This is a genomic window from Novosphingobium sp. PhB55 (assembly GCF_004368805.1).
In the GTDB taxonomy this organism is placed as follows: Bacteria; Pseudomonadota; Alphaproteobacteria; order Sphingomonadales; family Sphingomonadaceae; genus Novosphingobium.
In genome coordinates this window covers 509,197-531,807 of record NZ_SODQ01000003.1, presented here as the reverse complement: position 1 = coordinate 531,807, position 22,611 = coordinate 509,197, and the positions used below count along the sequence as shown (strand labels likewise).

27 protein-coding genes and 1 tRNA gene are annotated in these 22,611 nt (G+C 64.7%); 21 read left to right on the top strand and 7 right to left on the bottom strand.

Annotated features, from left to right (window positions below):
- From EDF57_RS10070 to EDF57_RS10025, 10 genes are read left to right on the top strand one after another with little or no spacing between them, the layout of a single operon-like run.
- The gene (locus EDF57_RS10070; protein ID WP_134094072.1) at positions 1-456 is read left to right on the top strand and encodes a phage tail tube protein; all 456 of its coding nucleotides are present in this window, start codon (positions 1-3) and stop codon (positions 454-456) included.
- The gene (locus tag EDF57_RS10065; RefSeq protein ID WP_134094071.1) at positions 456-863 is read left to right on the top strand and encodes a hypothetical protein; all 408 of its coding nucleotides are present in this window, start codon (positions 456-458) and stop codon (positions 861-863) included. The genes EDF57_RS10070 and EDF57_RS10065 overlap by 1 nt, the downstream gene beginning before the upstream one ends.
- Before the next feature lie 17 nt (positions 864-880).
- A complete protein-coding gene (locus EDF57_RS10060; RefSeq protein ID WP_134094070.1) occupies positions 881-1,102 on the top strand; it encodes a hypothetical protein in 222 nt (73 codons plus the stop codon).
- Positions 1,089-3,914, top strand: coding sequence for a phage tail tape measure C-terminal domain-containing protein (locus EDF57_RS10055; RefSeq protein ID WP_134094069.1), 2,826 nt, complete (start codon positions 1,089-1,091; stop codon positions 3,912-3,914). The genes EDF57_RS10060 and EDF57_RS10055 overlap by 14 nt, the downstream gene beginning before the upstream one ends.
- Positions 3,915-3,916: 2 nt before the next feature.
- Entirely contained in the window at positions 3,917-4,519 is a 603-nt protein-coding gene (locus EDF57_RS10050; RefSeq protein WP_134094068.1) for a hypothetical protein, read from the top strand.
- A 2-nt stretch (positions 4,520-4,521) separates the two neighbouring features.
- A complete protein-coding gene (locus EDF57_RS10045; protein WP_134094067.1) occupies positions 4,522-5,160 on the top strand; it encodes a hypothetical protein in 639 nt (212 codons plus the stop codon).
- Complete coding sequence (locus EDF57_RS10040; protein WP_134094066.1) at positions 5,157-5,582, top strand: hypothetical protein; 426 nt, start codon at positions 5,157-5,159, stop codon at positions 5,580-5,582. Before EDF57_RS10045 ends, EDF57_RS10040 begins: the two co-directional genes overlap by 4 nt.
- A complete protein-coding gene (locus tag EDF57_RS10035) occupies positions 5,582-9,568 on the top strand; it encodes a phage tail protein (protein WP_134094065.1) in 3,987 nt (1,328 codons plus the stop codon). Before EDF57_RS10040 ends, EDF57_RS10035 begins: the two co-directional genes overlap by 1 nt.
- Complete coding sequence (locus EDF57_RS10030) at positions 9,568-9,873, top strand: hypothetical protein (protein ID WP_134094064.1); 306 nt, start codon at positions 9,568-9,570, stop codon at positions 9,871-9,873. Before EDF57_RS10035 ends, EDF57_RS10030 begins: the two co-directional genes overlap by 1 nt.
- Positions 9,873-10,559, top strand: coding sequence for a hypothetical protein (locus EDF57_RS10025; protein ID WP_134094063.1), 687 nt, complete (start codon positions 9,873-9,875; stop codon positions 10,557-10,559). The genes EDF57_RS10030 and EDF57_RS10025 overlap by 1 nt, the downstream gene beginning before the upstream one ends.
- Before the next feature lie 8 nt (positions 10,560-10,567).
- Here the strand turns inward: EDF57_RS10025 and EDF57_RS10020 are convergent, their stop codons facing one another.
- Positions 10,568-10,750 carry a hypothetical protein gene (locus EDF57_RS10020; RefSeq protein ID WP_134094062.1) on the bottom strand — a complete coding sequence of 61 codons (183 nt, stop codon included), beginning with the start codon at positions 10,748-10,750 and terminating at the stop codon, positions 10,568-10,570.
- 142 nt (positions 10,751-10,892) lie between these two features.
- Here EDF57_RS10020 and EDF57_RS10015 point away from each other — a divergent pair, with 142 nt between their 5' ends.
- From EDF57_RS10015 to EDF57_RS09985, 7 genes are read left to right on the top strand one after another with little or no spacing between them, the layout of a single operon-like run.
- On the top strand, positions 10,893-11,366 hold the full coding sequence (locus EDF57_RS10015) for a hypothetical protein (protein ID WP_134094061.1): 474 nt from the start codon (positions 10,893-10,895) through the stop codon (positions 11,364-11,366).
- A gap of 2 nt (positions 11,367-11,368) precedes the next feature.
- Positions 11,369-11,665 carry a hypothetical protein gene (locus EDF57_RS10010; protein WP_134094060.1) on the top strand — a complete coding sequence of 99 codons (297 nt, stop codon included), beginning with the start codon at positions 11,369-11,371 and terminating at the stop codon, positions 11,663-11,665.
- Between the two features lie 4 nt (positions 11,666-11,669).
- Positions 11,670-12,095: a hypothetical protein gene (locus EDF57_RS10005; protein ID WP_134094059.1), complete on the top strand. Its 426-nt coding sequence runs from the start codon at positions 11,670-11,672 to the stop codon at positions 12,093-12,095.
- Between the two features lie 2 nt (positions 12,096-12,097).
- Positions 12,098-12,556 carry a hypothetical protein gene (locus EDF57_RS10000; RefSeq protein WP_134094058.1) on the top strand — a complete coding sequence of 153 codons (459 nt, stop codon included), beginning with the start codon at positions 12,098-12,100 and terminating at the stop codon, positions 12,554-12,556.
- A gap of 2 nt (positions 12,557-12,558) precedes the next feature.
- A complete protein-coding gene (locus tag EDF57_RS09995) occupies positions 12,559-13,209 on the top strand; it encodes an N-acetylmuramidase domain-containing protein (RefSeq protein ID WP_134094057.1) in 651 nt (216 codons plus the stop codon).
- The gene (locus EDF57_RS09990; protein ID WP_134094056.1) at positions 13,206-13,532 is read left to right on the top strand and encodes a hypothetical protein; all 327 of its coding nucleotides are present in this window, start codon (positions 13,206-13,208) and stop codon (positions 13,530-13,532) included. The genes EDF57_RS09995 and EDF57_RS09990 overlap by 4 nt, the downstream gene beginning before the upstream one ends.
- Complete coding sequence (locus EDF57_RS09985; RefSeq protein ID WP_134094055.1) at positions 13,529-13,933, top strand: hypothetical protein; 405 nt, start codon at positions 13,529-13,531, stop codon at positions 13,931-13,933. Before EDF57_RS09990 ends, EDF57_RS09985 begins: the two co-directional genes overlap by 4 nt.
- Positions 13,934-14,670: 737 nt before the next feature.
- On the opposite strand, the gene EDF57_RS09980 is transcribed toward EDF57_RS09985, so the two are convergent.
- The 3 genes from EDF57_RS09980 to EDF57_RS09970 form a co-directional block, all read right to left on the bottom strand.
- Positions 14,671-14,904 carry a hypothetical protein gene (locus tag EDF57_RS09980; RefSeq protein ID WP_134094054.1) on the bottom strand — a complete coding sequence of 78 codons (234 nt, stop codon included), beginning with the start codon at positions 14,902-14,904 and terminating at the stop codon, positions 14,671-14,673.
- 73 nt (positions 14,905-14,977) lie between these two features.
- Complete coding sequence (locus tag EDF57_RS09975) at positions 14,978-16,279, bottom strand: integrase arm-type DNA-binding domain-containing protein (RefSeq protein WP_134094053.1); 1,302 nt, start codon at positions 16,277-16,279, stop codon at positions 14,978-14,980.
- 169 nt (positions 16,280-16,448) lie between these two features.
- Positions 16,449-16,538, bottom strand: a tRNA-Ser gene (locus tag EDF57_RS09970).
- Positions 16,539-16,690: 152 nt separating this feature from the next.
- Here EDF57_RS09970 and hspQ point away from each other — a divergent pair.
- Complete coding sequence (gene hspQ, locus EDF57_RS09965) at positions 16,691-17,071, top strand: heat shock protein HspQ (RefSeq protein ID WP_132268793.1); 381 nt, start codon at positions 16,691-16,693, stop codon at positions 17,069-17,071.
- Between the two features lie 87 nt (positions 17,072-17,158).
- Here hspQ and EDF57_RS09960 read toward each other — a convergent pair whose 3' ends face one another.
- Entirely contained in the window at positions 17,159-18,049 is an 891-nt protein-coding gene (locus EDF57_RS09960; RefSeq protein ID WP_132268674.1) for an ABC transporter permease, read from the bottom strand.
- A gap of 93 nt (positions 18,050-18,142) precedes the next feature.
- Here EDF57_RS09960 and EDF57_RS09955 point away from each other — a divergent pair, with 93 nt between their 5' ends.
- The 3 genes from EDF57_RS09955 to EDF57_RS09945 all read left to right on the top strand — a co-directional run bounded on the left by EDF57_RS09955 (position 18,143) and on the right by EDF57_RS09945 (position 20,272).
- On the top strand, positions 18,143-18,847 hold the full coding sequence (locus EDF57_RS09955) for a GcrA family cell cycle regulator (RefSeq protein WP_132268672.1): 705 nt from the start codon (positions 18,143-18,145) through the stop codon (positions 18,845-18,847).
- Positions 18,848-18,953: 106 nt separating this feature from the next.
- The gene (locus tag EDF57_RS09950) at positions 18,954-19,571 is read left to right on the top strand and encodes a peptidylprolyl isomerase (protein ID WP_243840994.1); all 618 of its coding nucleotides are present in this window, start codon (positions 18,954-18,956) and stop codon (positions 19,569-19,571) included.
- A 488-nt stretch (positions 19,572-20,059) separates the two neighbouring features.
- Positions 20,060-20,272: a hypothetical protein gene (locus tag EDF57_RS09945; RefSeq protein ID WP_132268669.1), complete on the top strand. Its 213-nt coding sequence runs from the start codon at positions 20,060-20,062 to the stop codon at positions 20,270-20,272.
- 196 nt (positions 20,273-20,468) lie between these two features.
- On the opposite strand, the gene EDF57_RS09940 is transcribed toward EDF57_RS09945, so the two are convergent.
- Together EDF57_RS09940 and EDF57_RS09935 are read right to left on the bottom strand one after the other, a co-directional pair.
- The gene (locus EDF57_RS09940; RefSeq protein WP_134094051.1) at positions 20,469-21,143 is read right to left on the bottom strand and encodes a flagellar hook capping FlgD N-terminal domain-containing protein; all 675 of its coding nucleotides are present in this window, start codon (positions 21,141-21,143) and stop codon (positions 20,469-20,471) included.
- A 12-nt stretch (positions 21,144-21,155) separates the two neighbouring features.
- Entirely contained in the window at positions 21,156-22,592 is a 1,437-nt protein-coding gene (locus tag EDF57_RS09935; protein ID WP_134094050.1) for a flagellar hook-length control protein FliK, read from the bottom strand.
- Positions 22,593-22,611: the final 19 nt, after the last annotated feature.

Sequence of the window (22,611 nt, the reverse complement as noted above, 5' to 3'; positions counted from 1 at the left end):
ATGGCCGAAACGCAGGACGCCTCGACCGGCTACATGGGCGAATTCCACCTTGGCGATGGCAGTCCCCTCGTCTTGAAGGAATGCCAGCAGGTTACGGGCTTCGACATCCCCAGCGAGGGCAACCGCGAGCAGATCGAGAAGACGCACCTCAAGTCGCCCGGCTGGCGCCGGGAATACCTCAGCGGCTTCTACGAGGATTCTGACTTCGAGGTGACACTCAACAGCCGCCCGCTTTCCGATACCGACAAGATGCTGGAAGCGGCAAACAAGGCGGGCGACACGCGTCCGTTCAAGTGCGTGCTTCCGGAAGACGGCGAGCCCGTTGCTCAGATCACCGGCACCGCCCGCTGCATCGGCTACAGCCGCGGCACGCTGTCGGCCGACGGCGTCACCGAAGCGACCGCAACCTTCCGGGTCGTCACCGTCGACGACGTCGAAGAGTACGAGGTCGCATAATGGCGAACCTGCTGAAAGGCGAAGTCCCGCTGGTTTTGAAGGACAAGCGGGCATTTACCCTCGTGTTCGACATGGATGCGCTGATCGAGGCGGAGGGCGCTTACGGGAAACCGATGCACGCGCTCGCCGCTGACGCCAGCGCGGGCTTCCTCGGTGCGCTGCGCGCCATGCTCTTCGGCGCGATGCGTGCCCGCCATCCCAGTGTGACGCTGGCCGACGTGTCCGACATCCTGCGCGAGGACACCCATAGCGTCACCGTGGCCCTGACCAACGCCCTCGACCAGTCCATGCCCGATCCGGCAAAGGCTGGCGCGGAGGGAAACGCCCCGCCCGCCCTCCGACCTGGGAGGACCTCTGGCGGCAGTGGTGCGAAGCGCAGCTCGACCCGGAAGCGTTCTGGCGGGTAACGCCCCGCAACTTCCTGATGATTGTCGGCGCCCGGATGAAGGGCGCCGCCGCGCAGGCTCTCGCCACCGGCTGGCACGCAGAGGCCTTCGCCCGCACCAAACGGCTCAAGCCGCTCGATAAGCTGCTCGAACCAGCGCTCACCCCCGAAGAGAAGCGGAATGCCGGTACCGGCAAGGTGCTCGCCATGTTCCGCGCCATGAAGCTCAACCAGGAGAAGAAATCGCATGTCCCTGGGTGATGTGATCGCGCGCCTTGCCGTAAACCTGACGATGGAGACGGCGGGGCTCGAAGCGGGCGCCAGCGTTGCCGAAAAGCGCATCGCGAAGACCGCGAGCAATCTTAACAAGCTGGGCCAGAAGATGAAGAGCGTGGGCGAAAAGCTCACGCTCAGCTTCACCGCGCCATTCGCCGCGCTCGTAGCGCTGGCGGACGACGCGCGCGGGCTCAAGAACGCCGCGCAGCTCGCGGGCGAGACGTTCGAGGGCTTCCAGCGCGGCGCGGCGGCGGCCAAGACGATCGGCGTCGATTACGAGAAGTTCGGCGACATCCTGAAGGACACCCGCGAAAAGCTGGGCGACTTCGCGGCGAACGGCGGCGGCGAGCTGGCCGACTTCTTCACGAACGTGGCGCCGAAGGTTGGCGTGACGATCGACATGTTCAAGGATCTGTCGGGCTCGCAGGCCTTGCAGCTCTATTACGACAGCCTGGTCAAGGCGAACATCCCGCAGCAGCAGATGGTCTTCTACATGGAGAGCATCGCGGACGAGGGATCGGCGCTGATCCCGATCCTGCGGGACAACGGCAAGGCGCTGAAGGAACTCGGCGGGAACGCCGCGATCATCTCGGACGCCGACGCCAAGAGCCTGGAAGACTACACGGCCGCGCAGACGGCGCTGGCGAACGCCTTCACCAAACTGAAGGTAGCGATCGCCAACACGGGAATCGTCGACCTGGTAACCCAGATGGTCGACAAGTTCGCCGGGCTCGTCGATTGGTTCGCCGCACTGCCGCCGCAGGTTCAGCAGGTCGGCGTCGCACTCGGCGCGTTCGCCCTCGCGCTCGGACCGCTCCTGGTAGCCCTGGGCACAATCATTTCGGCGGGATCGACGGTCTTTGCCGCGCTGGGTTCAATCGGTGGGTCGATGGCTTCCACCGGCACGGCGACCGGCGCGTTGACTGTGGCTTGGGCAGCACTGCGCGCCGCCCTCGCCGCGCTGGTGGCCCCACTGGGCGCTCTGGCCGTTCCGATCGCAGCGCTCACCGCCGCTTTCCTTTTGTTCCGCGAGCAGACCGTGGCGGCGCTGGGCAAGGTGTTCCGCACCGCGGTCGACACGATCGGTCCTAAGCTGACCGTGCTGTTCGACCAGGCGGTGCAGGTCATCGGCTTGCTTTTCGAGGCGCTCGAAGCTCTGTCGAAGAGCGCGGTGGTCCAGTTTCTCGGCGACCTCATCGGGCAGCTAATCGAGATCGGCGGAGCCGCCGTCATCCAGGCGATCAGCGAAGCCATAGACTTCGTGAATGCGCTGTTCGATGTCATCATCAAGACGACGGCGGCAGTGAAGGCAGCGATCAACGGCGATTGGAAGTCGGCTTGGTCGATCATGGGCACGAGTGTCGAGGACTCGGTGCGGACTATCATCAAGTCGATCGGCCGCCTGTTCCCGCCCCTGGGGCTGCTTATCGAACTGCTTGAGCGCGCCGGCCTCATCAAGGGGGCGAAGGTTCAAGCCCCCGGCGGGAAACTTCCCAGTGAGCCGCCCGCCGCACCTGAGCCGCCCGCGGCTCCCAGGCCCAACGTCAACCCGGCAATCCCGAGCAAGGAAAAGAAGAAGCGGACGCCGAAGGCCCCCAAGATGGCGACGGCGGCGGATCAGGACCGCGAACTCGACCGCCTCGCTACTGAAGAGATCAACGCCAAGCTGGCGCTTGCTACGGACGCCGACGAGCGCGCTGACCTCTCGCGCCAGCTGCTCGCTTCGGAGAAGGCGCAGCGCCTTGCCGAGATCGCGGCAAACGACAAGTTCACCGATGAGCAGAAGAAGGCCCAGATGGCCTACATCGAGCGGCTGTACGGCACGGATTCGTCCACCGGGGACATCGTAGTCAACAACTCGCTCTACACGGCGAAGCTCAACCGCGAGATCGCCGAGGAACAGGCCCGCCAGGCGAACGATATGCTCGGCCGGCAGGCGGACACGCTCCAGTCATGGGCTGACATCGCCACCACGACGAAGGAACGCGCGAAGCTGGAAGGCGAGGCGCTGACGCTTCAGCAGCAGATCCAGACCAACTTGCTCGAACAGCAGATTGCCTCTGGCGATATCGCCAAGGCCGATGCCGACCGGGCGCGGGCTTTGCTCGCCAGTCAGCAGGCCGCGGAGCGCCAGCGGTTCGACCAGCAGAACATGTCGCCGCTTCAGCGCTACAAGTTCGACCTGTCGAACGCAGTCGCTGATATGAACGAGGCCATGGAGAACATTCAGGTCTCGGCGCTCGACAGCCTGACCGATGGTCTCGCCGGCGCGATCACAGGTACTCAGAAACTGGGCGCCGTATTCAAGAACGTGGCGCAGCAGATAATCGCCGATCTCGTCAAGATCCAGCTGCAGAAGGCGATTGTCGGCTCGCTCTCCAATGCACTCGGCGGCCTATTCGGTGGCGGAAGCTCGATCAACGGCGTCAGCGCCTCGTCGTTTTCCTCGGGCCTCGGCAGCCAAATCCAGAGCTGGGCTTCGCAGATCAAGCTCCCCGGCTTCGCCACTGGGACAAACTACGCTCCGCGCGGGCTCGCCCTCGTTGGAGAGCGCGGGCCGGAGCTGGTCAACTTCTCTGGCGGGCAGCGGGTCTACAACAACGCCGACACCTCGCAGCTTCTGGGCGGGCGCGGTGCACAGGTTCAGGTCGTTCCTTCCGCCTACTTCGATGTCGTGGTTCGCGAACAAGCCGCAAAAGTCGCAGTTCCAGCCGCCTCGGCGGCCGGAGCGCAGGCCCGCGCCTCGGCAGGCACCGACCTCGCGCGCGCGCAGCGCCGTCGTATCCCCGGGAGGTAAACTTGGCCGTCATCAGCCTGCCGGACACGGCCATTCCAAATTCGGTCACGCCCTACCTTCGCGACTTCGGTGGGGTACTCACCCCATTCCTGGGCGGCCCAGAGCAACGGATAAACCGCCCCGGTGCTCGCTTTGGTCTCCGAGTGACCCTCCCGCCCAAGCCGACCAAGGACGAGGCCATGGCGATCCACTCGCGACTGCTGCGCGCTCGCGAGGATCGGCTCTTGATGGAATGGCCTCAGCCCGATTTCGACACCGGCAATCCCGGTGCGCCGAAGCTCGCGGCGGCGGTTGCCAGCGGCACCGTCCTCCCGCTGTCAGGCCTCACCGCCGGATACGCGATCAAGGAAGGGCAATTCGCTTCCATCATCCATGCGGGCCGCCGGTACATGCACATGTTCGCCGCAGATGCCGTCGCGTCTGCCGGGGGCGCGGTGACTGTGTCGATGTGGCCGATGATCCGCACCCCGCTCTCTGCGGGCGACGTCGTTGAGATTGCACGCCCGATGATCGAGGGCCTCGTTAACCCCGGCGACGAGTTGAGCTGGCAGATCGCCGTCCAGCGCGTGGCCGACTTCAATTTCACAGTAGCAGAGGCCGCCTGACCATGGATCCGACCCTCAAAAACGCCTTGGCTCAGCCGTCGGTCTGGATGTTCGGCGCGGTTCGCATCGAGCTTCCGGACTATGATCTCCGCTTGCTCGACGGCGCTGCAACGGTTGTCGTCGCAGGGGAGAGCTACTCCGGCTTGGATGCGACCTTCGGTTCCATCGCAGCGCTATCCGAGCTGAGCGAGGAGATGGGGGACAGTGCCCCCGAGATCACCATCACGCTCAACCCGCCTGACCTGAGCGCCGCAGCTGCGCTCGCGCACCCGGAGATGCAGGGCAGCGTCATCCGCCTGCTCGCGGGCGCCCTCGATCCTGTCACCGGCCTTTCTATCGGGCAGCCCGAGACCCTGTTCCTCGGCGAGATCGACGTGCCGAAGATCGAGGTCGACGCTTCAGGGCTCCGCACCCTGGAATACACCGCAGTCAGCGTCTTCGAGCGGCTGTTTGAGGTCGAAGAAGGCCAGCGCGCCTCGAACGGCTGGCATCAATCCATCTGGCCCGGGGAGCTTGGTCTGGTCTTCATGACGGCAACCGACGTCAATCTGTACTGGGGCGTCAAACCACCGAAGGGCAGCAACACTGCCAAGGGCGGATCGCTCTGGTCTCCCGCGACTGCGAGTGTAGCGTTCGCATGATGCCGCTTGAGCGCCGGCACGCCGCGATCGAAGCGACTATGGCCAAATTCCGCGACCAGCCGTTCCAGTGGGGCCAAGTCGATTGCGCTCGCATCGCTGCCTTCCACCTCAGGCAGCTTGGCTACAAGATCGCGATCAGCAAGGCCGGCCGGTACCGAACGGCGCTCGGCGCTGCAAAGGCGCTGGGCCGCCTCGGTTATTCGAGCCTCGCAGAAATGGCCGATGGCCTCGGCTTGATGCCGATCACTCCCGCCCGCATGCTGCTCGGGGACGTCGCTGAAGTGGAGGGAGACAGCCCGGTCGGCACGATCGCGCTGTACGCTGGATCCGGCAACGTCTTTGCCTTCCACGAGGATCACCCCGGCCTGGTCACGGCCGCGCCGCATGCCGCCTCGATCCTGCGTGCCTGGAGCGTTCTGTAATGGCGAAAATGCTCAAGACCGCCGGCATAGTTGTGGCGGCCGTCGCGCTGGTAGCGATGACGGCGGGTGCTGCAGCCCCCGCCGTGGCGGCGACTGCAACCACGGCAGCTAGTGCGGGCGGTGTCGCCGGTGTCTCTGCTGCAACCCTTGGCGCAATCGGGGCCTATGGCGGCCTTGCTTCAGCCGCGCTAACGGCTGCCGCTGCTGCGACGGCGCCCGGCGTTTCCGCCCAGGGAACGGCCACGAAGTTCGTCACCAATCCGGATAGCGGCCTGCCCTACGCGATGGGCCGCACCCGCATGTCGGGCTTGCGCTTCTTCGCTGGGACCAACACCCGCCCCGGTTACACCAAGTTCAACGACCTGCTCTGGTTCGGCGCGCTGCTGAGCATCGGCGGGCAGATCGACAGCATCGAGAAGTTCACGGCTGACGGCGAGGTCGTGGCCTTCGATGCCAGCGGGAACGCGGTTGGCGAATTCCGCGACTACATGGCCCAGAAGGTCCACCTCGGTGGGCCGATGGCGACCGCGCTTAACCTGTCGCTTGGCGGCGGTACCGCGCCCGGCTGGACCACGGCGCACAAGCTGTCCGGCATCACGCATGCCATGTGGTGCCTGCGCTACAACAAGCAGGGCGAGATGTACGGCGCCGGCGCGCCCGAACCCGCCTGGATCGGCAAGTGGGTCAAGGTCTATGATCCCCGCCTCGACAGCACCTACCCCGGCGGCTCCGGCGCCTGCCGCGCGCTTCAGGAATCGACATACGTCTGGTCGGACAATCCGGGCCTCCACGCGCTCACCTGGGCGCTGGGGCGCTGGCAGAACGGAAACCGCACCTGCGGCATCGGCGCGCCGGTCGAAACGATCCGGATGGCTGAGTTCGTCGAGTGCGCGAATGTCTGCGATGCCAACGGCTGGAAGGTCGGGGGCGTCGAATGGACCACGGACAGCAAGTGGGACACGCTGAAGCGGATCCTTCAGGCTGGCGGCGCCCGCCCCACGCAAACTGCGGCCATGGTCGGCTGCCTGGTCAACATGCCTCGCACCGCCATCGCGACGATCGAGAGCCGGCATCTACACGATGGCCTCTCGCTCGCCGCGACGAAGAGCCGCCGGGAACGGATAAACACCGTCCTTCCCCGGTACGTAGACGAAAACAGCGACTGGTCGGTGATCACCGGCACCGCCGTTTCGGTGGCGCAGTACATCACCGCCGACAAGGGCAAGCGCAGCAAGGAAATCGACTTCCCGCTGGTGCAGGTCTTCTCTGGCGAAGAGGCGAAGCAGCCGGGCCAGCTCGCTGCCTACGAGATCGTCAACAGCCGCGAGGCCGGGCCGTGGACCTTCACGACCGGGCCGGAGTGGATCGGCCTCAAGACCGGGGACGTCGTCTACCTCAACGTCCCGGAAGAGGGCTTGGTCAACCAGCCGGTGATGATCACGCGCCGCGCGATCGATCCGTCCACCGGCAAGGTCTCCTTCGCGGTCGAAACCGAGACCTATTCGAAGCATGCCTATGCGCTCGGCGAATCCACCACGCCGCCGGATCCTTTCACGCTTGCCGCGCCCGACCTGAAGCCTCCGGCGCCTGTCGCGACGGAATGGAGCGTTTCGGGGACGACGTCCGGCGAAGGCTTCCCCGCGCTGCTGGTTGCTGGCGACAGCGAAATGCCGTCGGCCGACGCCATCGTGATCGACTACCGCCTGCACACCACCGGCGAGAGTGCTGGCGATGGTTGGACCAACTCGGCCATTCTCTCGGCGGTGGACACCGTCCGGCACGTCATCGCGCCCCTGGAAAGCCAGACCGCCTACGATGTGCGGATCAGCTACCGTGTCGGCACGATCGACGGCGACACCACGATCTTCGAGCAGGTGGTCACCGGCGTCGGCAAGATCACGATCATCGAAGGCCAGCTTCAGGATCAAGATGAAGCGCTTGCCCAGCTCGACGAGGACATCGCCCAAGCCGAGATCAACATCGCCGCCGCGCAGCAGACCATTGCGGGCCTTCAGGCCGACGCAGCAGCGACCGAAACGGCGCTCACCCAAGCGCAGGATGACATTCTGGCTCAAGGCGCGGAGATCCAGGCCGCGCAAGGCGACATTATCGCAAACGCCACGGCAATCTCGACAGTCTCCGGTACCGTGTCCTCGCAAGGCGCCAGCATCACCAGCCTCCAGCAGACGGCTAGCGGGCAGGCCGGACAGATCTCGACGTTGCAGCAGACGGTCTCCACACACGGAGGCTCGATCAGCAGCAACGCCACCGCAATCACGAACCTGCAGGGAAGCGTTTCGTCCCTGTCTCAGACGGTGTCTACCCAAGGCTCCACGATCAGCCAGAACTCGACGGCGATCACTACACTTCAGGGCAACTATGCCAGCCTGAGCTCTACGGTGTCCGCGCAAGGCTCGTCGATTACGCAGCTTCAGACCGCCTCTTCGACACAGGCAGGGCAGATCGCCAATTTGACCACGTCGGTTACCGCCAGCGGAAACGTCAATCTGTTGCCGAACGGCGGCTTCGAAAACGGCTCTGCGGGCTGGGTCTTGCCAGACAACACGGTCGCTACGGGCGACAGCACCTATGGCACGCTCCTGTTTATGGACTTCTCCGCTGGAACGACGAACCGGGCGGCTTATCAGGATATTTCGGGATCGATCCCGGGTGCTGGGGCAGCGATTGTAGTTTCAGCTGATGCAAGATCTGGTGCATTGGACGGGAATGCTCGCGTCGACATTCTCTTCCTCGATGCGTCCGGCGCTCAGATTGGCAGCAGCAATCTTAACAGCAAGAGCGGCGTATTCGGGTTTGACGATAGCAACGCTCAACGAGGCCAGCTTGCCAACACCGGCATCGTTCCAGCTAACACCGCAACCTTACGTGTTAGATGCCGAGGGCAGGTGACATCGCTCGGGGCGGGCAAGACGATTTCGTTCCGCCTTGTGAAGCTGGAGCGCGGCAGCCAGTGGACTCCATTCACCGCGAACGCCTCTATCGTGCAGTCTTTCACGGCGCTCGCGACCCTAAACACACAGTACGCCAGCCTGAGCACGACGGTTTCGACCCAAGGGTCTGCCATCGCGACGCAGGCGATGGCTATCACCACACTGCAATCCAACGTCGCCACGCTAACGACCCGTGTCAGCGCTGGTGGGGTGAACCTGCTGCCGAACGGGGGACTTGAGGACGGCTTCAATAGCGGCGTGGCCAACGCCGGGAACTTCACGTTGGTAAACAGCGCCAGATGGGGGCGATATGCGCAAGTCACAGCCACAGGTACGCAAGCCTTCCACCTTGGGCCTGTAGCTGTCGCTGCCGGCGGCACTTACACCCTTTCGTGCGATCCGATCCTCTTCGGTGGAGCAAGCACCGGATACGTCGACGTCGTCGGCTACAATTCCAGCGGCACTCTGGTTTATGATGGCCCCCAGTCGACGCTAACCGGCCCCTTCGATTTCGACACGACAACCGGCCGCCGAAGCCAAATTGCAATCACCTTCACGATACCCTCTGACGTAGCGACAATTCGGTGCCGCTTTGTCTGCAACGTGCTTGCCGGAACGACGTGCGGATTCCGCCAAATGAAGCTGGAGATCGGAAGCCAGTGGACGCCGTACAGCAATGAGGCGAGCGTCATCCAGAGCTTCCAGGCTCTCTCCACCCTGACCACCCAATACGCCTCCCTATCCACCACCGTCAGCACCCAGGGCGTGACGATCACGAGCCAGCAGACGGCGATCACGACGATCAACGGGAATGTCACCGCGCTTCTCGGCAAGGCTGGCGTCACCGTCGACGTCAACGGGTACATGACGGGCTGGGCGCTGAACAATAACGGCAACGCCGGCAGCTTCGTGGTCAATGCCGACAACTTCGCAATCTTGAAGCCCGGTGGAGGAATGCGAACCGAATACAGCGGTGGCAACTGGCGCGTTTATGATTCCAACGGGGTTCTGCGCGGCCGCTGGGGTATTTGGTGATGGGCGTCGGCGTCGAAGGCTGGGATGGCGGCGGCAATCTCATATTCAGCACCGACTGGATTGTCAGCCGGTACCTTGGGCAATTCACGATCCCGCAAAACCCTCAGACCGGTTCGTTCGTCGATGCGAACTTATCGCTGGGGACCCCATGGTGGTATCCGCTCAGAGGAATGGTCGGGCCCGGGGGTATCAACATCACCCCAAGGATACGGGTCTCTGGGACAACTCTGAGCTGGGATTGGCAGCAAATCTATTCGACGTGGCGATTTGAGACCATCGTGCTTTATGGAGTTTACACCCAGTAATGGCCGAGGCTCAGGTATTCTTCGACAATCCCGTCACTGGAAAGCGGCAGATTGATCAGACGTTCAAGAACCTTCATTTGATAACGAAGGGGACTGCAGAGGCGACGTTAAACGCCGGAGGCAATCAGGGATTAAAATATGTCGACCTGACCTTCAACAACTGCAAAAGTCCATTGCTGGCCATCTACAACCCCACGCTTCCGGTGGCTTGGTATCGATATAGCTTTAATGGAACGACGTGGGCCTGGAGGGTTTTTTCTTCTGGAAACAGCGGAACATTCGAATATTACCTGTTCGATACTAACCCGCCCCCGCTCAATATGGGCATGGAGCTAATGAACGCGGCCAGCGAGGTCACGTTCTCCCTTGGATATCGGCCGATGCGGGTAGCAGGCGTGCTCATGGAACCGGGTCTCGGGAACTATGCTATCGGCAGCTCCGCGCAGAAGTTCGCTTATGCGCCTATGAGAAGCGGCTTTACATACAACCAAGGGCCAGGGCCTGGGGGCAGTTCGGTGCTGGTGGTCACCACGGTTTCGGCTACGCAGGCAATTTCTGGCGGCGTTAAGATCGCTCAGATCTCTACCGATGCTCAGGAGTACAACCCAAGCACCAACCCTCCACCGACAAACCCGCCTACGCAGACGGGGTCGGATTGGCTCATACTCGATGTGACCGGTTGGTAGCCGAAGCCTTAGCGGACCTTACGGCGGTAGCAGGTGTAATCTGCATCAGCATACTTGGCTTTGGCTTGCACGACGTAATCCTTGCCTGCGGTAATGCAAGCCGCCTTATCGTCCAGGATCTCGGTGTGCTCGACAACCGCGTTGCCGCCCAGCGTGTGGTAAACGGCCACTACCAGAATGAACTTGATCATTTGCCCCTCTCAATTTTGCGAGCCGGTAAATAGCGAAAGCGCCAAGCAAGTCACTAAGCTTTCAATTTAAAGATGACGGCTTGCCGGAACGTTAATCCGCGCCTCCCCCAACACAATCTCCGAAGGAAAATTTATGCTTCACTTGAAGACAGCCGCGGGCGAGCGGCTGGAGATCCCTGCTGGCTGCATTATCGCTGTCATGCGTCCCTGCGATGGCATCAACCCGAGTGCCATCATCTACGACATGGGCGCTGGCCCTGCGATCGACCAGCTTTCCGACCAGTACGGCTGCGTGAAGAAAACCGTGCTCGACGCAGCCGGGATCATCAATCCGATCGAGGTCAAGATCGTGGAGGCCGTCACCCTCGGTGAAGGTGAGGAAGCGGCCACGGCTCTCCAACAGGGCCGCATGATCTTTGCCCGGTCCCGCATCGAAGGCCGCCGCGAAGTGATCGGCGATCCCAACGGCATCCGCGCCGGGCTGTTCGTGAACCTCACTGGCCAGACCATGCGCATCAACGTCGCGGACACCCTCGACGAGCTGGACGGCGTGGAAGCGGATCACGCTCCGATCGCGCCGCCAGTTCCCATGCCACTGCCGCCCCAAGGAGCCTGACCATGGCCGATCCGACTGTTTCCGAAATCGACGCCCAGATTGCCGACCTCCAGCGCCAGCGCGACATCAAATCCCTCGAAGGCTCGCAAGCCGTGGCCGCTGCCCTCAAGTCGGGCAAGGTTGCTACCCTCGCCGAGGATCTGGAGGCCCTCATCGCCGACCTTTCCCCGGCCAGCACGGCATATCAGCAGGCGGCGAATATTATCAGCGTCCTTACGGGCGGCCGCAATCTCATCAACGGCGAGATCGCGCGCATTCAGGCGTTGGTCGACGCCCAAGCCGACCAGGCCGCCGGTTAGGCCGTTGGCCACGCTCAGCGCGCCCGACTACTGGGCAGACGTCATGCGCTGGTGGGCATTCGTGGGGGCACCGCTCGGCGCGGTGCCCCTCGCCCGCAAGCTACGGGAAATGGCCACTCTGTGGCACATCGGCCTCCGCGAGCCTGTGACCGTGCCCCTCAAGGTGCTGTTGCTCGCCGGCGGCGCCCTCCTCTGTTTCCTCTGCTTCAGCTTCGTGGCCGGACTGGTGATCCCCTTCACCAACCGCCTGCCGGGCTTCGACATGCAGAGCATCATCTTCCGCGCGGTCATGGCCGGCGCCTGGACCATGGCTGGCATCGCCTCGTGGCTCTCAGCCGTCGCCTTTGCTCGCGGGCGATGGTTCATGGCCGGCGCGGCGGCCACCTGGTTCGTGGCGGTGAGCTTCGTCACGGTTGCAACAGCGGGGTGAGCATGCGGGCAGATGCAGTTGCGAAGTACGCCCCCGCCCTCGTCATGGCTCCCATCGGAGCACTGGACCCAATAATCGGCAGCATCGCGTTCGGCATGGTGACCGGCTGGCTCGCGATCGCTGGCGTGATGCACGAACAGGGAAAGCCGTTCCGCGAGATACGGCGGGCCATGGTCACCTCGCTTCTGATCGGCGGCGCCGGCGCGCTCTTCGCCATGGCGGCCGTCATCAAGATGCACCTCGACCCGCTGGGCGCGGCCATCGCGGCCTTCACCATCGCGTTCGGCGGCGTGAAAGCGATCAAGGCGCTCTCCGGCGCCGCATTCACCGCCGTGAGATGGGTTATCAGCAACTTGGCCGACGACGCCGAGAAGATCGGCCGCGAGCGCGCCAAGGCGCAGCGCATGCTTTCCGAAAACACCAAGGCAGACCGGGCCCGGCTGGGCCTCAAGGAGGATTGAACATGGACCCCCGTTCCCTACAGCGCGTCCTCGGCGTCACTGCCGATGGCATTTTCGGCCCTATCAGCCGCGAGGCGCTGCGATCGCGCTTCACGAACGCCCACGCCCCAGCCGTCACGGCCGGAGAGATCGCCGCCTTCGCCGCGCGGCTGGGTTGCACCGTGAAGCAGCTCGAGGCCGTCGCCCAGGTCGAAAGCTCGGGTGGCGGGTACGACAGAAACGGTCGTCCCAAGATCTTGTTCGAGCGGCACCTGTTCCACCGGCAGACCGGCGGCAAGTGGTCGGTCGCGTCGTTCAGCAATCTGAGCGCGGGCGGTTACAGCGAGGACAGCTGGGATAAGCTCGGGCTGGCCTGCGGAAAGGATCCTGATGCGGCCTTCTCCTCGTGCTCCTGGGGAAAGTTCCAGGTGCTGGGGAAGTGGTGGAAGGAATTTGGCTTCCTTGGCCCCTACGAGCTGGCCTTCTCGACGGTTGAAAGCGAGGCGGCGCATTACGAGCTGCTGGCCCGCTACATCGAGGTCTTCGGGCTGTCTGGCGCCTTGCGCACCCTGAGCACGGATCCGGAAACCTGCCGCGCGTTTGCGAAGGGATACAACGGCCCAGCCTATGCGGCAGGCGGCTATCACACCAAGCTCGCGGCGGCGATGGCATGACGACGAAGTGCGACCGCGACGGGGACCGCCTCGTCCTCATGCTGATCGGCGGGGGGATCATCGCCATCATCCTCGCCATCATCGCCTCATTGGCCTTCGCCCGGCACATGCCGGACTGGGCTGAAAGCGTGCAGTCCGCGATCGTCGGCGGCGCGCTGGTGAAGCTGGCGGACGTGCTTTCGGCTCTGGTCACCCTGTCCGGCAGCCGGGAGCGCGAAAAGCTGACCGACCAGCTGTCGCAGTCCACGCCGATCGGCGAGCCCCAGCCGGTGCAGGTAGTCAACGGGCCGGACACGCCCGTGCCGGTGGAGGGCCAGACATGATCGCGCTGGCGAAGGCCGCCTTGGGCAAAGTCAGAGGCCTCCCACCCGAAGCGTGGATCCTCATCGGTTCCGTGGTGCTGTTGGCTGGGTTCCTGATCTGGAACCACTTCGACAACGCGGCGGCGATCGAGCAGCACGATCAGGCGCGGGAGGCAGCCGGCGCGGCTGGCCGCGAGCAGTCGGCAGAGGAGGCTGTCGCAGACGCCTTCCAGAACCAGCGCCTCCGGGACCAACGAGACACCGTCATATCGCAGGCCGCCGCCACCGAATCGGCCAAGCCGCCCGAAGCTCGCGCGACGACGGCGCCGCAGGGCCTCGCGCTCAACTGCGCCATCGCGCGCGAGGATTACACGCCCGCCGAGCTGGCGAAGATGCCCGAATATCAGGAGCACTGCCGATGATACGTCTCGCCGCCCTCTCGCTCGCCCTGCTTGCAGCCGGGTGCAAGACCTGTCCCGATCCGGCATTCCCCCGGGCGGCGGACGTGGCGGCTCTCACCGCACCCCGCCCGAAGATCCCGCCGGCCGCGCTCGACCCGGGTAATCCGACCGCTGCGGCAAACTACCAGTCGGCCGACCGCGCTTGGGGGAAGTCGATCAGCGATTCAGGTTCTCGCGTATGCCGATACTTCGAAAGGGTGGGGATGCCGGGCGTTAAGTGCCCACCGGCGGAGGAGTAGCCGCGGGCCGGGCTTGATACCGGCTATCAGATAGGGCTCTTCACTACCTGACCCGACCGCCTAAGCGGTTCTCAAGACGGGCACGACCTTCCGTGCTGCCGCGGCTAAGGGACGGTACCATTCCAACGATCTGGAACAACTACCCCTTTCGGGGTATTATCCCGGTGCATCTCGCGATGGTGCCACGGTGGCGGACCCTCCCCCGGCCACACCGTTTCGAGGTCGCCCCTTTTGCGGGGGGCGGCCTCTTTTAGTTTCAGCCAACGAAACCTCGGAAAGGGATAGTCTCTCCGCGCCCCCAGGGCGCCCGCACGCGAAATCCTTCCCAACACACCATCTCGTGACCACCTTCATGCCCCTTCGGACGCAGGCAGAGCGATAGCCGATCCTCGCTCGGCTCCCGACATTGTCCCGAGTTGAGCAGAAACCCCTCGCGAGGGTAGGCGTGGACAGCCGCGCTCATAGCGAGAGATAGTCCAGTTCGGCATCCTCGAGCGCTTCCCAGTCATCGCCGCTCGCCATCCGGCGCTGAAGCCATTTCCGCGCGTCCTCGACGTCGCCGGCGCGCGGGAACGTCCGGTCTTCAGCCGCAGCGTCGGCCAAGCCGCCGATGAAGCCACCCCGGCCCTGCTGGGCCACCAACCATGTGCCGAACGGAATGACGGCGGCAGCGCTGATTTCCTCAATGATCATGTAAAACAGTCCCGAATCGTCCCAAGACGTCCGCATGTGTTCCACATTTGTTCCGTTTTGGAAAGGGGCTGGCTCAATTCCGTCGGCGGCCCTCCAGGAGATCGTTGGCCGGGCACATGCCCTTCATGAGCAGGTCGGCCCACTCCTGGGACAGTTCGCGCCGGCGCTCCATGTGGCCCGCGCGGTCATAGGCTGCCTTCACCTTATTCTCCGGAACGTGGGCCAGCATCAGCTCGACGATCGCCGGATCTTCCGTCCGGCCGCGCTTCACCGCCAGGGCGTTCATCGTGGTGGAGAAAGACGAGCGCCAGCCGTGCGGCACATGGCGCCCGAAGAAGCCCACGCGGTTGTAGAGGTAGCCGATTGCGTTCTCGCTGATTGGGCGATGGCTGTGCCGCTGGCCGGGAAATACCAGCCGCCCGCGCCCGCTGAGCCGGCGCACCGCGCGCAGTACGTCGACGGCCTGCCAGCAGAGCGGCACGACGTGCTCAAAGCTCTCCTCGTCCTTCAGATCGAGGATCAGCTTCATTCGCGCCGCGGGAATGCGCCAGATCGGCTGGAACGGCCCGAAGGCATCCCCCGTCCAGTCCACACCCTCGAATTCGGTCCACTCCGCCGCCCGGACCATGCCCGGGCGGGCCTGTGTGAGCGCGAGGAGCCGCGAGGCGAACTTGGTCACCGGCGACGCGCCGCTGTCCTCGGCAGCCACCAGCACCTTCCGTGCCTCGGCCGGATCGGTGATCGCGGGCTGCCTGCCCTTCTTCCGCATCGGCTGGAGCGCCTTGAGCACCACGGCGGCGGGGTCATCCTTCGCGATGCCCTCGCCGATAGCGTAGACGAACACTGCCGACACTCGCTGGCGCAGGCGCCGCGCCGTCTCGATCGAGCCGCGGGCCTCCACCTTGCGGAGCATCTTGAGGACGGTCGGCGAATCAATGCCGACCAGGGGCAGCTTCCCGATGTGGGGGAACACGTCCCGCTCGAGGCTGGTGATCACGTCGGCCTGGTGGACGGGCGTCCAGCGATCCTTCTGCAGATCGTGCCAGCCGCGGGCGATGGTTTCGAAGCTGAGCGCCTGGGCTTCCTCGAACCGGGCCTGCTCTTTCGCCTCCTGCGCACGCTTGCGCGCGCCGGACGGATCCTCTCCGTTGCGGATGCGCTGGCGCGCCTCGTCGCGTTTCGCGCGCGCCTCGCTCAGCTTGACGTCGGGATAGGGTCCGAAGGTGAGCAGCTTTTCCTGCCCGTGAAGGCGAAACTTCATCCGCCAGGACTTCAGACCGGTCTTGGCCACGTAGAGATAGAGACCGCCCGCATCGGATAGCTTATAAGCCTTCTCGCGCGGCTCGGCGTTTTTCGCTTCCTTGTCTGTCAGCATGCGCCTCGGGGTATCGTACCCCCTCCTTTCAGCCATACCCCCGCTTGTACCCCACGATACCCCTTGCAGGGAAGGAACAAAACGGGACCGATTGGGACAGGGTATAGCCGACAGAACGCAGGAAATCAGCCCCTTGCGGGACTGTTTTGGGCTGATCTGGATAGGTAAGTGGCGGAGAGGGTGGGATTCGAACCCACGGTACGGTTTCCCGTACACTGCATTTCGAGTGCAGCGCATTCGACCACTCTGCCACCTCTCCGCTAGAGATGCGATGCAGCGGACAGAGCCGCCGGGTCAGGAAGCGCGCCGATAGCCCGGCTTATCGGACTTGCCAAGCCCCTGTTTTCAAAAAATGGGGATTGTCCACAAGGCTTGCTTGTGGGCAGGCCGCAGGAAACCTATATTTCTCCTATGAACAAGGCGTCATTTTTTTCTCCGACAGCGGGCCGCGTCATCGACGCACCGCGTGAAACGCGTGCGCGATTCGCGATCGGGGATGTCGTTCGCCACCGGAACCACGACTTCAGGGGTGTGGTTTTCGATATCGATCCCGTCTTCGCCAACAGCGATGAATGGTACGAGTCCATTCCCCTGAACGTCCGTCCGCGACGCGATCAGCCGTATTACCACCTGCTCGCCGAGAACGAGGATTCCAGCTACGTCGCCTATGTCAGCCAGCAGAACCTGATCACGGATTCCGATGGCGGCCCGGTGGACCACCCCTCGCTCTCGCAGATCTTCGATGACTTCGACAACGGCCGCTATCACTTGCGGCGCGGGCTGACGCATTGAGGGCCTGACGGGCCGTCTCTCCAGACGCAGAAAACCCCGGCCGGAGGGTCCGACCGGGGTTTTCGAAGACCTTGAAGCGCCAGGCGGTCAGCCCTTGATCTTCCAGCCCGACCGCAGGACCATGTAGACGATCGCTGCCAGCACCGCGTCGAGCAGGCCCATGCCCAGCGCGCTGTGCAGCACTGCCATGTTGGTGTCGCCAATGTCGCTGACACCCAGGAAGCCGAAGCGGAAGCCCGAGATCACATAGAAGAACGGGTTGAGACGGCTGACCACCTGGAAGGCGGGGGCCAGGTTGTCGATCACGTAGAACGTGCCGGACAGCAGCGAGAGCGGGGCGATCACGAAATTGGTGACGGCCGCGTTGTGGTCGAACTTCTCCGCCCAGATCGAGGACAGCAGGCCCAGCAGCGAGAGGAAGATCGAGCCGGTGAGGCCGAACCATACGACAGCCCAGGGGTGCGCCATGGACAAGTCGACGCCGGGCCACAGCATCATCGCCGCGGTCAGCGCCAGGCCGACGAGCAAGGCGCGGGTCACGGCGGCGCCGGTCATGGCCAGCATCAGTTCGCCTTCGGTCAGCGGCGGCATCAGGTAGTCGATGATGGTGCCCTGGATCTTCCCGGCCAGGAAAGAGAAGCTGGCATTGGCGAAGGCGTTCTGCATCATCCCCATGACGATGAGGCCCGGTGCCACGAAAGTGGCGAAGTTGACTCCGAGCACTTCCCGGCCTCCGCGCCCCAGCGCGACCGTGAAGATGACGAGGAACAGCATCGTCGTGATCGCCGGTGCCCAGATCGTCTGGGTCTGGACCTTGAAGAAGCGCCGCACCTCCTTCATATAAAGCGTCTTGAGCCCCTCCCAGTTCACCTGGTGGATCAGGGCTTCTCCCTTCGCCGGGAAATGGCGCGCCGAAATTGCGGCGGGCGCGATCCCGTCGGACGTCGGCAGTTCGGTCGAATTCGTTTGATCGGGCATGGACCGGCGAGTATCGGCTGCGGCTTTCCAAGGCAAGCCGCGCCACGGAATTTTGGCGATTCTCAGGTCGCCCGATGAAGAGATGGAACACGAATGAGCTGGACGGACGAGCGGATCGAGAAGCTGACCAAGATGTGGGAAGGTGGTGCCACCGCCAGCCAGATCGCGGACGAGCTTGGCGGCGTGAGCCGCAATGCAGTGATCGGCAAGGCCCACCGCCTCGGCCTCAAGGCACGCCCTTCGCCGGTGAAGGCCAACGAGAAGCCCGCGCGCCCGGCGCCTGCCCCCAAGAAGCCGAAGCCGGTGGAAGCAGCGCCCGCTGCGCCCGAGCCTCAGGCCGAAGCCCCGGTGGTACGCGCTGCGGCGCCGCAGCCGGCCGCCGCGCCTGCTCCGCGCGCGCCGGAACCCGCCGCGCCGCCGGTTGCCGCCGACGATGCCGCTCCCGCGCCTGCCCCCAAGGGCCCGCGCGTGGTCTCGGTCGGTCCTGGCGGCTTCCTGCGTCAGGGCCCTGGCGACCAGCAGCAGCCGATCCCGCCGGCGCCGCCGCGCCGCCTGGTACCGGCCAAGCCGAGCGCGGAAATCGCCGACAAGACCAGCCTGCTCGACCTCAACGACCGCGTCTGCCGTTGGCCGATGGGTCACCCGGGCGAGCCCGACTTCCACTTCTGCGGAGACAAGGTGAACCCCGGGTTCCCTTATTGCGTCGAGCACTGCGGCCGGGCCTATCAGGCCCAGCTGCCGCGCGGCGCGCGCCGTCCCCCTCCGCCCCTGCCCTTCGGCGGCCCGCGGGTACGCTGATCCGATGATGAAGGCGCGGCCCGTGAACCCGGCATTCCGGCTCCTGGCCGCGCCTCTTTCCGCAAGGGCATCGCTCGCTCTTGTGGCGGCCTTCGCGGCGGGTGCCATGGTGCCCCCTGCCCTGGCCCAGGAAGCGCCGGTTGCCGCACCGCCCGTGGCGGCAGCGCCTGTCGAGCATGTCTATGTGGCACTCACCACGAGCGCGGGCGTCATCGTGCTGGATCTCGACAAGACCCACGCCCCGCTGACCGTCGCCAATTTCCTGAAATACGTAGACAGCAAGCGCTTCGACGGCGCGAACTTCTACCGTGCCATGCACATCGACTGGGGCGAACAGCCCAACGGGCTGCTGCAGGGCGGGCTTCAGGGCGTCAATGTCCTGCCGCCCGTCGCCCATGAACCAACCAACATAACCGGCATCAGCCACAAGGCCGGGACGATCTCCATGGCCCGCTTTGCGCCGGGCAGCGCCACCGCCGATTTCACGATCATGCTGGGGGACATACCTTCCCTCGACGCCAAGCCGGATTCCGACAACCCGGACACCCGCGCCGGCTTCGCCGCTTTCGGCCACGTCGTGTCGGGCATGGACGTGGTGCGCAAGATCTGGGACGAGCCGCGCTCCGCCACCAAGGGTGACGGTGTGATGAAAGGCCAGATGCTGGAGCCGATGGTGAAAATCGTCAGCGCCCGCCGCCTCGCAGGCCCGCCGACGCCCCCCTGAAGGCAGGAAAAGCTCCTGCGGGAGCCTCGTGAAGGCTCCCCACCCTCCGATTACCAAGAATTCACCGCCTCGCGGAGCGTTAGCTGCTATGCGCAACGCCGCCCTCGCACGCCCCCTCGGCGAATCGATTATCTTGTAATTTCAACGTCGCATCACACCGCTATCGCTCTCGGAATCTCGCCGGTTTTCCGCGGTAAGAGATGATTTACTTTAATTCCGATCGAATACGGGAAATCCCTTAGTTGGTCCTGTCGACCCCTACAGCCATTGCTCTGGCGGGGGTTGTGGAATTCCCTCTCAGGTCCGGGGGCACGGACTGCATCTATTCGGTTCGCTGTACTATTGAGAGTGCGATGGTAGAAAATTTACCTTGGAATTGCGCCGGCGAGGCCGGTCCAAATGTCGTTTCGCACGAAGAGTTCTGGTTCTCGCTGAAACTGAGGGTTGATTCAACTTCTCAGCTTTGGCAGGCGGCCGCGCTTCGCTGCATGAGCCATGCGGACATGTCCTATGAGGACGTGGACGAACTGATCGGTCCGATCGAGGATCCCTCGATCGCCGATTGCCTGATGATCCTGGCGCTGCCGGACCGTATTCCGGGCTGCACGCGGCTGGACGTGGCCCTTCAGGCCTCGGAAAGCCCCAGCCTGGCGGCCACGATCGGCAGCAGCGATTGTCGCTCCACGGTGGGCCAGGCCTGAACCGGAGCACTCGATCCCACTGCGTCGGATCGAGTGCTTCAGGTTTCCGGTTTGTCGCGTTTTTCCGGGGCATCGGGTCATTCCACCTGATGGGAAAAGACTTTGGCCGGCCGAACGAAGAACACCCCTGAACCGCGTGGTTCAGGGGTGTTCTTCTTTTACGGACCGGGGCGCCGTGAAGCCCCGGTGGAAGGCCTCAGTTGTCGATATTGGTCCCGGCCGCGGCAATCGCGACGAGGCCCGATGCCGACATGCGGATGCCGTTCACGCCGAGCATGATGTTCGTGCCGTCCGTCACCACGTCGTTGACGATCGCCACCGAGTTGATGGTGGTGTCCAGTGCATTGCCGGCGCTGTCCGTGGCCGTGACCGCGAAGGTATAGGCGCCGTCCGCAGCCTTGCTGCCGTCCGCCTTGGTACCGTCCCACGAGTAGGAACCCTGCGTTTCGGGATCGAGCGTGACGGTGTTGACGACCGCGCCCGAGGAGTCCTTGATCGTGGCGGTCATCGCGGCGGGCGTGCCGTCCACGTAATAAGTCCAGTGCGCCGGAGCATCGCCGAGACCGGACACCGGGGAATCGAAGCGCGCTTCGCGGCCGATGTAGCTGGAAGCCTGCGACATCTGCTGCGAGGAAAGCTGGCTGAGGATGTCCTTGAGCGAGCCGGTCTGCTGGATCGACTGCTCCACCTGCGAATACTGCACGAGCTGCTGCGTATATTCCGAAGTGTCCATCGGATCGAGCGGATCCTGGTTCGTCATCTGCGTGGTCAGCAGCTTGAGGAACAGGTTGTAATCGGTCAGCAGGCCCGAAGTGGAGGCCGCGGTCGTGTCGGTCGTCGCGGTGGACGAGGTGCCTGAAACGGTGGTCATTGCTCTTGTGCCTTATGCCATGAGATCGACATGGCCGCTGCTGCGCAGAGGCCGGTAGATCGGGTCGTCGCTCCCGCCGAAGCCGTCGGACAGGCCGCTTTGGGCCTGACGCTGGTTCTGTTCGCCCTGCCAGCGCTGCCCGCCGCCCTGCCCGCCAGAACGGCTGTCGAAGCGCAGGGACTGCCCGTCGGACCGCACACCGGCATCGGCCAGGGCACGGTTGAGATCGGTGCTTTCGCGGCGCAACATGTCCAGCGAGGACGCGCTGTCGGCCGAGACCACCGCGCGCAGGACGCCGTCGTGGTCGAATGAGAGCCGCACGTCGATCCGGCCCATGTGGCGCGGGTCGAGGCGGATCAGCAGGTCATCGCTGCCCTTGTCGAGCGCGCGGGCGATCTCGACCCCGATGTCGTTGCCGAACTGCCCCTGCTGCACGGCGACGGTCGCGCTCTGCGGCGCGGACTGCGCGGTGGGCGCGTAAGGCAGCGCGGCGGGGCGGCTGGCGGCGGCGTTCAGCGTCTGGCTGAACAGCGGTGCGGAAAGATTGCCATCGGGCGTGGCGGCGGCCTGATCGGGCGCCTGCGCAGTATCGACCGGGCTTGCGGCATTGGCCGCCGCGCCCTGGCTGCGAGCGCCTGCCGGTTCCGCGGCTGCGCGCTCGGCCCCCGCGAACGTCCCGGCATTTCCCGTTTTGGCCAGCTTCACCGAAGCCTTGCCCTCACCGTCGGTGGCGATCTTGGCGGGCTCACCTGGCACATCCTCGGACGGCGCCGGCACGGCCTGCGGCGCGACCGCGAGTTGCGGCTGCACCGCAGTCGTCGGCGTCTGCGGGACTTGCGCCTGACCGGCCGGGATCAATGCGGAAGCGTCGGCGTCAAGGTGCTTCGCCTCCGGGGCATCGGCATCCTCCGCCGCGGGGTCGGCATCACCTGCGGCTTCGCCGGCCTCGCCGGTCGGGGCTGCATCTGCCGAAGCTGCCGCCTCGGCGAAGAGCTGCGGCAGAACTGCCTCGGCTTTCGCGACAGGCGGCTTGATATGGTCGGCTTTCGCCGCGTGGCTCCCATCGGCGGGCTTGGCCCCCGGCGTGGACGTCGCCGGCTTCGCCAGCAGGTTCTCGGCCGGCAAGGCGCCCGCAACGGCTGCCGCGTCCTGAGCAAGCGTATCGGCGGAAATGACAGGTGCCGGGATCAGCTCGGCAGCAGCCGGTGCCTCGCCCGTCGCTGCGGTCGCTGGCGCGCCTGCCTGGACCGTGCCGGAGGCTGCACCCGCGGGCGCCGCCTGCGCTGCGCCGAGCAGCGACTGGAAGGAACCGGTAGCCTGTTCCGCGCTCTTGAAAGCCCCCCCGCCGGCAAGCGCGCCGGCAAGGCTGTCAGCGGCTGCAACTCCGGTGACGGCGGCGCCCGAGGTGCTGCCGCCCGTCGCGGCGGCCATGGGGAACAGGGAATTCACGGAAACCGGCATTAGAGGA

Coding starts and splice junctions, on each gene's coding strand:
- EDF57_RS10070 (WP_134094072.1), top strand. CDS start 1: ATGGCCGAAACGCAGGACGCCTCGACCGGCTACATGGGCGAATTCCAC.
- EDF57_RS10065 (WP_134094071.1), top strand. CDS start 456: ATGGCGAACCTGCTGAAAGGCGAAGTCCCGCTGGTTTTGAAGGACAAG.
- EDF57_RS10060 (WP_134094070.1), top strand. CDS start 881: ATGATTGTCGGCGCCCGGATGAAGGGCGCCGCCGCGCAGGCTCTCGCC.
- EDF57_RS10055 (WP_134094069.1), top strand. CDS start 1,089: ATGTCCCTGGGTGATGTGATCGCGCGCCTTGCCGTAAACCTGACGATG.
- EDF57_RS10045 (WP_134094067.1), top strand. CDS start 4,522: ATGGATCCGACCCTCAAAAACGCCTTGGCTCAGCCGTCGGTCTGGATG.
- EDF57_RS10040 (WP_134094066.1), top strand. CDS start 5,157: ATGATGCCGCTTGAGCGCCGGCACGCCGCGATCGAAGCGACTATGGCC.
- EDF57_RS10035 (WP_134094065.1), top strand. CDS start 5,582: ATGGCGAAAATGCTCAAGACCGCCGGCATAGTTGTGGCGGCCGTCGCG.
- EDF57_RS10030 (WP_134094064.1), top strand. CDS start 9,568: ATGGGCGTCGGCGTCGAAGGCTGGGATGGCGGCGGCAATCTCATATTC.
- EDF57_RS10025 (WP_134094063.1), top strand. CDS start 9,873: ATGGCCGAGGCTCAGGTATTCTTCGACAATCCCGTCACTGGAAAGCGG.
- EDF57_RS10020 (WP_134094062.1), bottom strand. CDS start 10,750: ATGATCAAGTTCATTCTGGTAGTGGCCGTTTACCACACGCTGGGCGGC.
- EDF57_RS10010 (WP_134094060.1), top strand. CDS start 11,369: ATGGCCGATCCGACTGTTTCCGAAATCGACGCCCAGATTGCCGACCTC.
- EDF57_RS10000 (WP_134094058.1), top strand. CDS start 12,098: ATGCGGGCAGATGCAGTTGCGAAGTACGCCCCCGCCCTCGTCATGGCT.
- EDF57_RS09995 (WP_134094057.1), top strand. CDS start 12,559: ATGGACCCCCGTTCCCTACAGCGCGTCCTCGGCGTCACTGCCGATGGC.
- EDF57_RS09990 (WP_134094056.1), top strand. CDS start 13,206: ATGACGACGAAGTGCGACCGCGACGGGGACCGCCTCGTCCTCATGCTG.
- EDF57_RS09985 (WP_134094055.1), top strand. CDS start 13,529: ATGATCGCGCTGGCGAAGGCCGCCTTGGGCAAAGTCAGAGGCCTCCCA.
- EDF57_RS09980 (WP_134094054.1), bottom strand. CDS start 14,904: ATGATCATTGAGGAAATCAGCGCTGCCGCCGTCATTCCGTTCGGCACA.
- EDF57_RS09975 (WP_134094053.1), bottom strand. CDS start 16,279: ATGCTGACAGACAAGGAAGCGAAAAACGCCGAGCCGCGCGAGAAGGCT.
- hspQ (WP_132268793.1), top strand. CDS start 16,691: ATGAACAAGGCGTCATTTTTTTCTCCGACAGCGGGCCGCGTCATCGAC.
- EDF57_RS09960 (WP_132268674.1), bottom strand. CDS start 18,049: ATGCCCGATCAAACGAATTCGACCGAACTGCCGACGTCCGACGGGATC.
- EDF57_RS09955 (WP_132268672.1), top strand. CDS start 18,143: ATGAGCTGGACGGACGAGCGGATCGAGAAGCTGACCAAGATGTGGGAA.
- EDF57_RS09950 (WP_243840994.1), top strand. CDS start 18,954: ATGGTGCCCCCTGCCCTGGCCCAGGAAGCGCCGGTTGCCGCACCGCCC.
- EDF57_RS09945 (WP_132268669.1), top strand. CDS start 20,060: ATGAGCCATGCGGACATGTCCTATGAGGACGTGGACGAACTGATCGGT.
- EDF57_RS09940 (WP_134094051.1), bottom strand. CDS start 21,143: ATGACCACCGTTTCAGGCACCTCGTCCACCGCGACGACCGACACGACC.